Origin of the sequence: Bradyrhizobium sp. Pha-3, from assembly GCF_042258615.1 — a bacterium.
Classification (GTDB): Bacteria; Pseudomonadota; Alphaproteobacteria; order Rhizobiales; family Xanthobacteraceae; genus Bradyrhizobium.
The window spans coordinates 8,253,645-8,266,663 of sequence record NZ_CP170152.1; the positions used below are offsets into that span (position 1 = coordinate 8,253,645).

Annotated in this window: 9 protein-coding genes; 3 read left to right on the forward strand and 6 right to left on the reverse strand. The window is 64.8% G+C overall.

Annotated features, from left to right (window positions below; genetic code table 11):
* Nucleotides 1-235: 235 nt before the first annotated feature.
* Both ACE10Z_RS38580 and ACE10Z_RS38585 read right to left on the reverse strand, forming a co-directional pair.
* The gene (locus ACE10Z_RS38580; RefSeq protein ID WP_375785359.1) at nt 236-1,525 is read right to left on the reverse strand and encodes an MFS transporter; all 1,290 of its coding nucleotides are present in this window, start codon (nt 1,523-1,525) and stop codon (nt 236-238) included.
* A gap of 189 nt (nt 1,526-1,714) precedes the next feature.
* Nucleotides 1,715-3,100 (reverse strand): M20 family metallopeptidase, encoded by a 1,386-nt coding sequence (locus tag ACE10Z_RS38585; protein WP_375785360.1) that lies wholly within the window; start codon nt 3,098-3,100, stop codon nt 1,715-1,717.
* A 237-nt stretch (nt 3,101-3,337) separates the two neighbouring features.
* Here ACE10Z_RS38585 and ACE10Z_RS38590 point away from each other — a divergent pair, with 237 nt between their 5' ends.
* Nucleotides 3,338-4,723, forward strand: coding sequence for an LLM class flavin-dependent oxidoreductase (locus ACE10Z_RS38590; protein ID WP_375785361.1), 1,386 nt, complete (start codon nt 3,338-3,340; stop codon nt 4,721-4,723).
* Nucleotides 4,724-5,134: 411 nt separating this feature from the next.
* Here the strand turns inward: ACE10Z_RS38590 and ACE10Z_RS38595 are convergent, their stop codons facing one another.
* A complete protein-coding gene (locus ACE10Z_RS38595) occupies nt 5,135-6,799 on the reverse strand; it encodes a thiamine pyrophosphate-binding protein (RefSeq protein ID WP_375785362.1) in 1,665 nt (554 codons plus the stop codon).
* 329 nt (nt 6,800-7,128) lie between these two features.
* Here ACE10Z_RS38595 and ACE10Z_RS38600 point away from each other — a divergent pair, with 329 nt between their 5' ends.
* Nucleotides 7,129-8,613, forward strand: coding sequence for a hypothetical protein (locus ACE10Z_RS38600; protein WP_375785363.1), 1,485 nt, complete (start codon nt 7,129-7,131; stop codon nt 8,611-8,613).
* A 51-nt stretch (nt 8,614-8,664) separates the two neighbouring features.
* Here the strand turns inward: ACE10Z_RS38600 and ACE10Z_RS38605 are convergent, their stop codons facing one another.
* Together ACE10Z_RS38605 and ACE10Z_RS38610 are read right to left on the reverse strand one after the other, a co-directional pair.
* Nucleotides 8,665-9,180 (reverse strand): GFA family protein, encoded by a 516-nt coding sequence (locus ACE10Z_RS38605; RefSeq protein ID WP_375785364.1) that lies wholly within the window; start codon nt 9,178-9,180, stop codon nt 8,665-8,667.
* A gap of 124 nt (nt 9,181-9,304) precedes the next feature.
* Nucleotides 9,305-10,432: an alkene reductase gene (locus ACE10Z_RS38610; protein ID WP_375785365.1), complete on the reverse strand. Its 1,128-nt coding sequence runs from the start codon at nt 10,430-10,432 to the stop codon at nt 9,305-9,307.
* A 145-nt stretch (nt 10,433-10,577) separates the two neighbouring features.
* Here ACE10Z_RS38610 and ACE10Z_RS38615 point away from each other — a divergent pair, with 145 nt between their 5' ends.
* Nucleotides 10,578-10,961, forward strand: coding sequence for a winged helix-turn-helix domain-containing protein (locus ACE10Z_RS38615; RefSeq protein ID WP_092123946.1), 384 nt, complete (start codon nt 10,578-10,580; stop codon nt 10,959-10,961).
* A gap of 392 nt (nt 10,962-11,353) precedes the next feature.
* Here ACE10Z_RS38615 and ACE10Z_RS38620 read toward each other — a convergent pair whose 3' ends face one another.
* Nucleotides 11,354-12,850: an aldehyde dehydrogenase family protein gene (locus tag ACE10Z_RS38620; RefSeq protein WP_375785366.1), complete on the reverse strand. Its 1,497-nt coding sequence runs from the start codon at nt 12,848-12,850 to the stop codon at nt 11,354-11,356.
* Nucleotides 12,851-13,019 lie beyond the last annotated feature (169 nt).

A 13,019-nucleotide genomic window follows, 5' to 3' on the forward strand; every position in this document is an offset into this window, starting at 1 on the left:
CTTGCCTCAATCCAAGATCCTGAACCGGGCGCGACGAGGGACGCGCCCGGCGGACAACATCCTAAGACGGATGCCGCGCGCCGGACATCGTATACTTTCGTCAGATGAAACTTTGATTGCGACTATCTACGCTGCTTTGCAGCAACAACGACATTCGAATTTCGCTTCACGAAATCCACCACCATTTGAGCATGATCTTTTCGAAAAACCGCTTCGCACTTTTTCGGATCATGCTCTATGCCAGCCGCAGCCGGCGGATCTTGAACAGCGACCACAGGCTGAGCAGGCAGACGCCGGTGAGGTAGTAGCCCGGCGCGAGCTCGCCGATCGGCGCGAAGCCGCCCATCCAGGTCATGATCGCCGGGCCCATGCCGCCGAACAATGTGACGCCGATATTGTAGCTGAGGCCGAGCCCGGTCGCACGTGTCGCCGCCGGAAACAGCTCCGACATCAGCGCGGCGAGCGGCCCGTAATACAACGACTTGAGGACGCCGAGCCATAGCACGCCGATCAGGATGAAGGTCGGCGTCGGTCTGCCGGTGAGCAGCAGGAAGGCCGGGAAGATCGAGACCAGCAGCAGCAGCGCGAACAGGATCATGTGCGTGGTGCGCCCGATCCCGTCGGAGACGAGACCTGCGATCGGCGCCAGCAGCGCGACCGCCGTCTGCGCGGCGAATGCGGCGATGAAGCCGACCGACGGCGCGAGGTTCAGCGTCTTCACCACATAGGTCGGCATGTAGACGATCAGATAGTTGACCGCGGTCGACACCGCGAGCGCGCCGATCGCCAGCATCGTGGCGAGCTTCTGCCGCGCGAACACTTCCCTGACCGGCGAGTCCTGCTTGCCCGCCGCCGGCGGCGGCGTCGCATCGTCGACATGGTTGCGGATGTAGATGCCGACCGGGCCGATCAACACGCCGAACAGGAACGGCAGCCGCCAGCCCCAGGATTGCAGGTCCTCCGGGCTCATCAGCGATGTCAGCAGCGCACCAAAGCCGGCCCCTAACAGGCCGCTGACGCCCTGGCTGGCAAACTGCCAGCTCGCCACGAAGCCGCGCCGCTCCGGCATGTGCTCGACCAGGAACGCGGTCGAGGAGCCGAACTCGCCGCCGGCCGAAAAGCCCTGCACCAGCCGCGCCAGCATCACCGCGATCGGCGCCAGGATGCCGATCGTCTGATAGGTCGGCATCAAGGCCAGCACCAGCGTGCCCGCCGTCATCAACACGATCGACAGCATCAGCGAGGCCTTGCGGCCGTGACGGTCGGCATAGGCGCCGAGCACGATGCCGCCGATCGGGCGGATCAGGAACGACAGGCCGAAGCTGCCGAGGGTCAGCAGCAGCGAGGTGGTCGGATCATTGGCCGGGAAGAACGCCTTGGAGAGGTAGACCGCGAAATAGGCGTAGACCGAGATATCGTACCATTCGAGCGCATTACCGACCGAGGTCGCGACGATCAGGCGGGTGATGTTTTTCTTGGCGGCCGCAGTCGTGTGCTGCGCGTCAGCCGGCGTTGATAAAGTCATTCCGTTTTCCTTGCTGGCGTCGGGCGCCAGTTCTCCGCTCGTCATGCCCGGCCGTAGACCTCTTCCCCGTCACCCTGAGGAGCGCGAAGCGCGTCTCGAAGGGTCGACGGCCCCGCTGGTGGCCGCGCATCCTTCGAGACGCGCGCAAGGGCGCGCTCCTCAGGATGACGGGGAACAAGCGAGCCTAGCTCACCCCTTGCGCGGTGCCTCGCCGAGGTCCCAGAACAGGCCGGCCATGATGGTCAGCGCCTCCTCGGTCACCGGCAGCAGGATGTGCTCGTCGGGCGCGTGCTGCGAGCAGCCCGGATAGGAATGCGGCACCCAGATCGTCGGCAGGCCGAGGCCTTCCGAGAACACGTCGTTCGGCAGCGAGCCGCCGAAGTTCGGCAGCACCGCGGGCTCCTTGCCCGTGGTGGTGCGGATCGAGTTCGCCGCCCAGTCGATCCACGGGCTGTCCATGTCGGTGCGCGAGGCGCCAAAGCGCTGCGCGCCGGAGACCTCGACCATCGGAAAGCCGTTCTTGTGCAGATAGTCGCGCACCCCATCGATCACTTCGAGATACCTGGTACCGACAACGAAGCGGAGCTGCAGCACCGCGTTCGCCTTGCCCGGAATTGCGTTGGCGGGCTTGTCGATATTGCCTGACGACATCGCCAGCACTTCCAGCGTATTCCAGGCGTAGAGCCGCTCGGCCGCCGTCAGACCCTCCTCGCCCCAATCCTCCGCTAACGCCGGCTCGTCGGCCGTCGGCTTGATCTCGACGTCGGCGAGCGCGGCGCGGACGCGGTTCGAGATCGGCGGCGGCTTCAGGATATCGAGCTTCATGCGGCCCTTGCCGTCGACCAGACTCGCGATCGCGTTGACCAATATCGTCGCCGGATTGGCCAGCACGCCGCCCCAATTGCCGGAATGGTTGCCGCCCTCGCGCAGATTGACGTCGAGATGGATGCGGTTGCCGCCACGGCAGCCGAGGAAGATGGTCGGCCGCTCCACCGACAGCCGCGGCCCGTCCGAGGCAATGAACAGATCGGCCTTCAGCTCCTCGCGATGCGCCTCGCAGACCTCGCGCAGATCGGGCGAGCCGATCTCCTCGCCGGTCTCGATGATGAATTTGGCGTTGAAGCCGAGCTTGCCGCCGCGCGCCTGCTTCACCGCGCGCAGTGCGGCCATGTTGATCGAATGCTGGCCCTTGTTGTCGGCGGTGCCGCGGCCGTAGACGCGATCGCCCTTGACGGTGGTCTGCCAGGGATTGAGACCGTCGCGCCATTCGCCGACCATGCCGTCGACGACGTCGCCATGTCCGTAGGTCAGCACGGTCGGCCGCGCGGCATCCTCCTGGTAGTCGGCGATCAGGTAGGGGCCACGGCCGGCCGGTGACTCGATCAGCCGGGTCGTGAAATCGAGCTCGGCAAAAGCCGGCTGCAAATTCTCGACCAGATAGGCGCGCAGCGCATCGGCCTTGTCGGCATTCAGGCTCTCGGTCTGATAGCCGACCCTGCGGTCCAGATCCTGCAAGAACTGTCCCGATTGAAAATGCTCTCGCACATTTGCGATTGCGTCGGCCCGTGTCGCCATGATTGTTCCTTCGTCCGGTCGCGTCTTGGCATGATCCCGCCGGAAAGCTGTCTCGCACATCCGGATCATGCTTCTGCAGTGGCGCAACCTATCGGGATCGGATCGCGACCGGAAGGGCGTGAAATGCGAATGGGCCTTGCCAAAACGTGGGAAGTCGCAACAAGTTGATGCGGGACGCCCGGCATCGAACGGGCCACATTCGAGGCGGCGCTCAAGGTTTCGACCAAGGTTTCGACAATGACAAAACAAATCCGGCTCAACGCCTTTGCCATGAACTGCGTGGCGCATCAGTCGCCGGGGCTGTGGACACATCCGCGCGACCGCACCAAGGACTACAACAAGCTGTCCTACTGGACCGATCTGGCGAAGACGCTGGAGCGCGGGCGGTTCGACGGCCTGTTCCTCGCCGACGTGCTCGGCGTCTACGACGTGTACGCTGGCAACCCGGACGCGGCGCTGCGCAACGCGGCGCAGACCCCGGCCAACGAGCCGTTGATGCTGATCCCGGCGATGGCCGCGGTGACCGAAAATCTCGGCTTCGGCGTCACCAGCAACCTTTCGTTCGAGCCGCCCTACCCGTTCGCGCGGCGGATGTCGACGCTCGATCACCTCACCGGTGGCCGGGTCGGCTGGAACGTGGTGACCGGCTATCTCGATTCCGCGGCCCGCGGCGCCGGCAAGGACAAGCAGACCGCGCATGACGACCGCTACGAGCTCGCCGACGAATATATGGAGCTGGTCTACAAGCTCTGGGAAGGCAGCTGGGAGGACGACGCCGCGATCCGCGACGTCGCGCGCGGCATCTTCACCGACCCAAAGAAAGTCCATCGCGTGCAGCACGAGGGCAGCAACTACCGCCTCAACGCGATTCATCTGTCGGAGCCGTCGCCGCAGCGTACGCCGGTGCTGTACCAGGCCGGCACCTCGCCGCGCGGCCGGCAGTTCGCGGCCGAGCACGCCGAATGCGTCTTCATGTCGGGGCCGTCGGCGAAGGTGATCGGCCCGCGGGTGTCGGCGATCCGCGAGCTCGCCGCCGAGAAAGGCCGCAACGCGGCCGAGATCCTGATGTTCTCGATGATGTGCGTCGTGGTGGCGCCGACCGAGGCCGAGGCCAAGGCGAAATACGCCGAGTATCGCAGCCATATCAGCCACGAGGGCGCGCTGGCGCTGATGTCGGGCTGGACCGGTGTCGACTTCTCGACCTATTCGCTCGATCAGGAGGTCCGGCACGTGCAGAACGACGCCGGCCGCTCCGCGATGGACAACGTCACCCGCGCCGACCCCGATCGGGTCTGGACGGTGCGCGAGGTCGCCGAGCATGTCGGCATCGGCGGCGCCGGCCCCGTGGTGGTCGGTTCGCCCGAGCAGGTCGCCGACAAGATCGAGCAATGGTTCGAGGACACCGACGTCGACGGCCTCAACGTCGCGTTCGCGATCTCACCGGGCGATTTCGAGGATATCGCCGACATGCTGGTGCCGGAGCTCGTCAAGCGCGGCCGCTACAAGCGGGAGTATGCCAAGGGCACCTTGCGCGAGAAGCTGTTCGGCGCGGGCCGCGCAAGGCTCGACGCGACGCATCCGGCGGGGCGATATCGGGTGAAGTCGAACGCTGCGGCCGAGTGATCCTCCGTCATTGCGAGCGAAGCGAAGCAATCCATCGTTCCGCATATGCGGGACCATGGATTGCTTCGTCGCTTCGCTCCTCGCAATGACGAGGTTACGCCCAGCTCACCATCCCGTCATCCTGAGGAGCGCGCACTAGCGCGCGTCTCGAAGGATCGACGGCCACCGGCCGGGCCGTGCACCCTTCGAGGCTCGCTACGCGAGCGCCTCAGGATGACGGGGTGATTGCTCAGCTTGCTCAGTGTCATCACCCGCGCATGCGGGTGATCCAGTATCCCAGAGACCGCGGTGCTTGAGCCGAGAGGTCGCGGCGTACTGGATCGCCCGGTCAAGCCGGGCGATGACAGCGGTGGACGAGGATATAGCCTCACATCCTCTCAGGGTGACGGAGACGGATTGAACGCAACCCGCTCAATTCACCGAATTGCTGACCATCACCTCGATCAACTTCGCGCCGGGCCGGCTGAACGCCGATGTCATCACACCCTTCAGCTCCTGCGGGTCGGTGACCTTGATCGCTTCGAGCCCGAGCGAGCGGGCGACGCCGGTGAAATCGACCGGCGGATCGATGAAATCCATGCCCACATAGTTGTCGTCACCATGGAAGGCGAGCAGGCGCTGCTTGATGATGCGGTAGCCGCCATTGTTGACGATGACGAAGTTGAGCGGCAGCTTGTGATTGGCCGCGGTCCACAGCGACTGGATCGAATACATCGACGAGCCGTCGCCCGAATAGCACACCACCGGGCGCTGTGGATTGGCGAGGCTGACGCCGACCGCGGCCGGCAGGCCCCAGCCGATGCCGCCGGAGGCGAGCGCGTGATAGCCGTAGCGGTCGCGATGCGCCCGCAGCGCGAGGATCTGCCGCGACGAGGTCAGGCCCTCGTCGACCAGGATCGCGTTGTCCGGCATCGCCTCCACGACCTGCAGCGCCAGCCAATCGGGATCGATCGGCGAGGTCTGGCTCGCCTTCGAGATCTGCTCGACCAGCGCCTTGCGCTTCGCTGCCCAGTTCTTCGTCGATAGCGCTGCGAGGCCTTGCCCCGCACGCGTCTCCAGCGCGCCGCCGCCGAGCTCCTTCAATGCCGGGACCAGCGCGCGCAGCGTTTCCTTGACGTCGGCCTTGACCGCGATCTCGGCGCCATAGTTCCTGGCGAGATCGCTGTCGACCAGGCCGACCTGCACGATCGAGAGCCCGTCCGGCAGCGGATCGACCTCGCTATAGACCGACATTCGCAGCGGATCGCCGCCGAGCGCGATCAACAGATCATACGGCGCGAGCACATCGCGGGCGACCTTTTGAAGCCGCGCGATCGCGCCCATGAAGCTCGGGCTTTCGGACAGGAAATGCGAACCATAGGGCGTCGGCGATTGCCAGGCCGGGCAGCCCAGCGTCTCGGCGAGATCGGCCGCCTCGCGCAGTGCGTCGCTTTTGACGATCTCGTCGCCGACGACGATCACCGGGCGCTCCGCTTTGAGGATGCGCGCGGCCAGCGCCTTCAACGACTCCTCCGACGGCAGGACGCTGGTGTCGACCCGGGTGGAGCGGCCGAGCTCGATGCCGGCCTCAGCGTTGAGAATGTCGCCGGGCAGCGAGATGAACACCGGTCCCGTGGGCGGCGTGGTCGCGATCTTGGCGGCGCGGCGCACGATGCGCGGCAGGTCCTCCAGCCGCGTCACCTCGACGGCCCATTTGACCAAGGGAGTGGCCATCTGCACCAGCGGGCCATAGAGCACCGGCTCGGTCAGGCCGTGGCCCTGCTCCTGCTGGCCGGCAGTGAGGATCAGCGGCGTGCCGGTGAAGCTCGCATTGTAGAGCGAGCCCATCGCATTGCCGAGACCGGGCGCGACATGGACGTTGCAGGCGACCAGCTTGCCTGAGGCGCGGCTGAAACCATCGGCCATCGCGACGACCAGGCTCTCCTGCATCGCCATCACATAGGTGAGGTCAGGATGGTCCTTCAGCGCATGCATGATCGGCAATTCGGTGGTGCCGGGATTGCCGAACAGATGCGTGACGCCCTCGTCCTTCAGCAGCGCCAGGAATGCCGAGCGGCCGGTAATGCGATTCTTCATGTTCCCTCCAGGCCTGCCGGCGCGTTGGCCGACGGGGCGGGACGAGATGACCAAACTTGCGCCTGGGGAGCAATCGAGCGGCCGGTCATGGCCGCATTCCGCTGGCGCGCGCCTGGCTCTCGGGGCTCTTGATTTCACTGCGCCGGCCAGTCCCTCGAAAGCCGGCGTTGGGCAGACGTGAACCTCGACGGGAGCCATCGAATTGCGCGGCTGACTTTAACGCTACTTTAGCGAGAGTGTCCTAAAGCGACGATGGTTTGCCTTCATCAAGCACACAGACAAGCATGCAGGGCCCGCAGACGGCTCGCTTCGATCGCGGGGGTTCAGTCATGGACGCGCTGGCGGCCTGGAACGGAACCAGGCTCGATAGAGGACCGGGAGCGATCGGGCGCGAGAAGCCGGGGCTCTATGTCTTCCTGATCGCAGTCACGTCTGTGTACTACCTGTCGAACGGGCCGCTCCTGCTCGGCCACCTTGATCTCGGATGGCACCTCGCCGCCGGAGACCTGATCAGGGAGCGCGGCAATGTCCCCTTCCAGGATCCATGGTCATTCACCCTCGGCGACAGGCAATGGTACAATCTGTCCTGGCTCTGGGACGTGATCGCCAGCATGGTGTTTCAATACACGGGGTATATCGGTCTCACACTGTCAGTCGTTGCATGTGGCGCCGTCATCACCGGCTATCTTGCATCGATCTGCCTGCGCAGCGGCGCCTCGACACTTGCGGTTGGCATTTCCGTTCTCTCCGCGTGCCTGCTTTACCCGGCGTTCGTGACCGCGCCGAATTCCTATCTCGCCGCTTCGCCAAACACGCCCACCATGCTGTTCTGCGTCGTTTTCTACGCAGAGTGCCTGAAGCGAACCAGATGGTTCCTGCTGCCGGTGATGATGGTGCTTTGGGCCAATCTGCATGGCGGCTTTGTGCTCGGGCTTTTCATCATCGGCCTTTTTGGCGCCGCCTCCGTGCTCAGGCGGGACTGGGCAGGTCTTAAGATCTACAGTTTCGCAGCTGCCGGCTGCCTTGTCGCAATCCTGATCAATCCGCTCGGCTGGCACATCTACGACGGCGTCACGACGACGCTGGGCCACTTTGCGCAGGCGAACATCACCGAGTGGTGGTCTTATTCCGCGAACTTCTCCGTGCCCGGAAGCATTCCCGGTATCGTCTACATCGCGATATTTGCCGCGTTCGAGCTGCGTCATCCGGCTGCCTCGCCCGCTCCTCTGGAGTCGCGGCTGCTGTCCTGGCTGTTCCTCCTGCTGGGATTCTATCAATACCGGTACATGTCGTTCTTCTTCATGTTCGCGACGGTACCGCTGGCGCTTCACATCGACCGGGTGCTGCCCAAGCAACTGAACGACCTCAAGGTCCAGAGTTCGTTGCTGGTGGCCGGCATCGTCGCAATGTGCGCGCTGCCGCTGACGCTGGCATACGTCAAGCCGGCTCTCGCACTTCCGCAGCTGCTGTCGGAGCAGGATGCGCGCTATCTTCAAACCCATTTTCCGCATGCACGGCTGCTGAACCACTGGAACGTCGGCGGGCTCCTGATCTTCTACACACGGGGTGCGGTGCCGGTGTTCATCGATGGCCGGTCGGCCACCGCCTATCCCGATGAGCTGCTGCGCGACTATTTCAGCCTGATCAAATGGGAGATCGACGAGGCCGCCTGGGACGCCGTCCTCGCCAAGTACAAGATCGATACGGTGCTCTGGGTGAAGGCGCACGAACCGCTGAAGAGGTTCCTCGTGGACAAGAGAGGGTGGACAGAGGAATACGCAGGAACGGACGAGGTCATCTACGTGAAGCACTGACGCAGCTTCGGTGCGACCGCGGCCCGAGATTCAATCGGAACCGAAACTCCGCTAGAACATCCCCTCGCGCTCGCTGCGCTTCTTCTTTTTCGAGCGTTGCCAGACCACGCCGGGATAGCCCTTCAGCGGCACCAGCGGCTCGCCGGTGTAGGCCCAGTCCTGCAATTCCTCGATTGCGATGTGATAGAGCGGCTGCCGGCCGGTGCGTCCCGAGAACAGCGCGCGCGGGATGTTCACCATATGCGGCGACCGCGCGCGCTCGTAGATGACGGGCGTGCCGCAATTGGCGCAGAAGCTGCGCGCGGTCTTACTCTTCGCGTCCTCATAGCGCGAGAGCTCGCCCGCGCCTTGCGTGACGCGGAAGCGCTTCTTCCAGCTGCCGACATAGGTCGCATAGACCGCGCCATGGGCGCGGCGGCTCGCGGCGGTGTGGTCGTGCCAGGCCCAGCGCGCCGGCACGTCGATCTCGAACCGCACCTTGCCGCACAGGCACTGGCCGGCCGCGGGTTTTGCCAGCGCCACGGGCTTGGGCTTTTTCGTCGGCTCGAACTCGTCGTCCGGAAACATCGGGGTCTCCCGGTTTTGCTGGCCGAGCTATCGTAGCCCGGATGCAGCGAAGCGAAATCCGGTAACGGTTGATCCGCCGACAAAAAGGCCCCGGATTGCGCTGCGCTTCATCCGGGCTACGAAGTCAGGCCCGCGCCAGCTCGTCGTGGACAGGATAATCCGTGTAGCCCTTCTCCTCGCCGGCATAGAAGGTCGCGCGGTTGTACTTGGTCAGCGGATAGCCGCGCTGCAGGCGGCGCGGCAAATCCGGGTTGGAGATGAAATAGCGGCCGAACGCTATCGCATCGGCATGGCCTTCGGCGACCGCGCTCTGCGCGCTGTCGCCGACGAAATTGCCGGCCGTGATCAGCACGCCGCTCCACATCGGGCGGTACAGCACCATCGCGGACGGCACATTCTGCCAGTCGACCTCGGCGCGGCCGGTGCCCGAGGCGCGCGGCTCGATGAAATGCAGATAGGCGAGCCCGAACTTGTCCAGCGCCTTGATGGCGTGGCTGTAGAGCGGCATCGGGTCGGCCTCGCCGCTGCCATTGGCAATGCCGTAGGGCGAGAGCCGCACGCCGACCCGGTTGGCGCCCCACACCTCGGTCACCGCCTGCGCCACTTCCAGCAGGAAGCGGACACGGTTCTCGATCGAGCCGCCATACTGGTCGGTTCGCAGATTGCTGCGCGATTGCAGGAACTGCTCGATCAGATAGCCATTGGCGCCGTGGATCTCGACGCCGTCGAACCCGGCGGCAAGCGCGTTCTTCGCCCCCTGCCGGTAGGCCTCGACCATCAGGGCGACCTCGCCGGTCTCGAGCGCACGCGGCGTCTCGTAGTCGACCACCTTGCCGTCCGCCGTCATGCACTTGAACTCGGAGGGGATCGCGACCGCCGACGGCGCCACCGGCAGCGCGCCATCCGGCTGGAACGAAGAATGCGAGACGCGGCCGACGTGCCAGAGCTGCAGGAAGATCAGCCCGCCCTTGGCGTGCACCGCATCCACCACCTCGCGCCAGCCCGCGATCTGGGCCTCGCTGTAGATGCCGGGGACGCCGGGATTGCCGAAGCCGGTGGCGACCACCGGCGAGGCTTCCGCGATCAAGAGGCCGCCGGGCGTGGCGCGCTGCGCATAATATTCCGCGTTCATCGGCCGCGGCGCGAGGCTCGGCCGCGCCGCCCGCATCCGCGTCAGCGGCGCCATCACGACGCGATGCTTCAGCTCATAGGGACCGACCTTGAGCGGCGAAAACAGCGATGGAGAACTCATGCCTACCCCAATTATTCTTGTGTGGTTTCCGTTATAGTGTGAAAACCGGTTACCACTTTTCCGGACCATGCCCGTTATGTCACGGGTTCATCTTGTTCGCAAAAGCAGGTAGTGGCAATCTAGCGAACAGACAAGCAGGCTTGCCATGTCGAAAACGAGCGCCACATCGCTCCCCTCGTTGAGCGTCCGCATCGATCTCGATGCCGAAGACCGCATCGGACCGGGCAAGATCCTGCTGCTCGAGCGGATCAAGGAATGCGGCTCGATCTCGGCCGCCGGCCGCGCCATGGACATGAGCTACAAGCGCGCCTGGGACCTGGTCGACGAGATCAACCGCATCTGCCGCCAGGCGGCGGTGGAACGCCAGACCGGCGGCAAGAACGGCGGCGGCGCGGTGCTGACCCCGTTCGGCCTCTCCCTGGTGGCGCGCTACCGCAAGATCGAGCGCGATGCGGCCACCGCCGTGCGCAAGGATCTCGAGGCCCTGCGCAGCGACATCGGCAAGCCGAAGAAGGCCGCGGGGCGGTAAACGCAGGAACCGGCGGCCGTCGCAAGGGCGCTTACGAAAATATCGAAAACAACCCCATGCACAGTAGCCGGCGGCGGCCGGCGTTCGACAAGGCAGCTTGACGCGTCGGGCAAATCAGGGGTATATTTCTAATATTCCGAAATCTTGATGCGAAGCCGCGGCTCCTCCAACACGTCGTCCCTGCGAAAGCAGGGACCCATACGCCGCGGCAGGCCTTGTTGAACGGACTCGCCGTTCCGGCATCGCTCAACAATTGGCATTCGTGGTTATGGGTCCCTGCTTGCGCAGGGACGACGATGGGGATGGTTCTCGTTTCAAGGCGTCACAGGGTGGGCGCCAAGGGGCAAAAGCAATGCCTCTCCCCGCAAGCGGGGAGAGGTGAGAAGCCAGCCCTAGCCCGTCTTGATCCAGACCGCCTTGACGTTGAGATACTCCTCGACGTGCTGCTTGCCGGACTCGCGGCCGTAGCCGCTCATCTTGTAGCCGCCGAACGGCACTGCCGGATCCATCGCCTGGTAGCAATTGACCCAGACCGAGCCGGCGCGCAGGGCCTTGGCGAGCTGGTGCGCCTTGCTGACATTGGTGGTCCACACACCCGAGCCGAGGCCGAAGGTGGTGGCGTTGGCGCGCTTGATCAGCTCGTCCGGATCCTTAAAGGAGATCGCCGAGATCACCGGGCCGAAGATCTCCTCCTGCGCGATGCGCATGTTGTCCTGCACATTGGCAAACACCGTCGGCTGCACGAAATAGCCCTTCGAGAGCGCGCCTTCGGTGAGACGGCCGCCGCCGGCCAGCGCCTTGGCGCCTTCCTTCTGGCCGATGTCGAGATAGCCGGACACCCGGTCCATCTGCTGCTGCGACACCAAGGGCCCGATCTGGGTGTTGGGATCGAGGCCGTTGCCGACCTGCAGCTTCTTGCCAAACTCGGCGACGCGGCCGACGAATTCGTCATAGACCTTCTGTTCGACGAACAGCCGCGTGCCGGCGCTGCAGATCTGGCCGGAATTGGCGAACACCGCCATCGCAGCGCCCGGCACCGCGGCGTCGAGATCGGCGTCGGCGAACACGATGTCCGGCGACTTGCCGCCGAGCTCGAGCGAGACACGCTTGAGGTTGCCGGCCGAGGCACGGATGATCGATTGTCCGGTGACGTGCGAGCCCGTGAAGGCGACCTTGTCGACATCGGGATGCGAGGCGAGCGCGGCGCCCGCGGTCTCACCGTAGCCCGGCACGACGTTGACGACGCCGGGCGGAATGCCGGCCTCCATGCAGAGCTCGCCGATGCGCAGCGAGGTCAGCGGCGATTCCTCGGCCGGCTTCAGCACCACGGTGCAGCCGGTCGCGATCGCGGGGCCGATCTTCCAGATCGAGGCGGTCAGCGGCCCGTTCCAGGGGATGATCGCGCCGACCACACCGATCGGCTCCTTCAGCGTGTAGGAGAATATCTCGCCGGGCAGCGAGTTCTCGATGGTCTCGCCATGGATGGCGGTGGCCTGGCCGGCATAGTAGCGCAGCATGCCGAGCGAGCGCAGCTTGTTGCCGCGGGTGCGGCTGATCGGCGCGCCCATGTCGAGCGTGTCGAGCTGGGACAGTTCCTCGAAATTGGCCTCAACCAGCTCGGCGAGCTTGAGCAGCATGTTCTGCCGCTCGAACGGCTTCACCTTGCTCCACGGCCCTTCGAAGGCGCGGCGCGCCGCCGCAACCGCACGGTTGATGTCCTCGGCATCGCCCTCGGCGACGGAGGCGAGCAATTCGCCGGTGGCGGGGTTGTGGGTTTCGAATTTCTTGCCGGAGGCGGCGTCGACCCATTTGCCGTCGATCAGCATCTTCTTGTAGGAGCCATCGGCATAAGGATGGCGCGTGATCGGAATAGCCTGCGAAACAGCCATGTTTGCACTCCCTGTAAATGTCGGCTGAGGTCTTTTGGAAGCGTTATATCGGCGATTCTACAGCGCGGCCGCGAAACCGTAAAGCGAAGCAAGCGTTGTCGAGGGTGCCGCGCATGAAAACCTCCCATGCGCCTGCGTGGTGCGTGCAGTATGATAGGTAAGGGTTCTC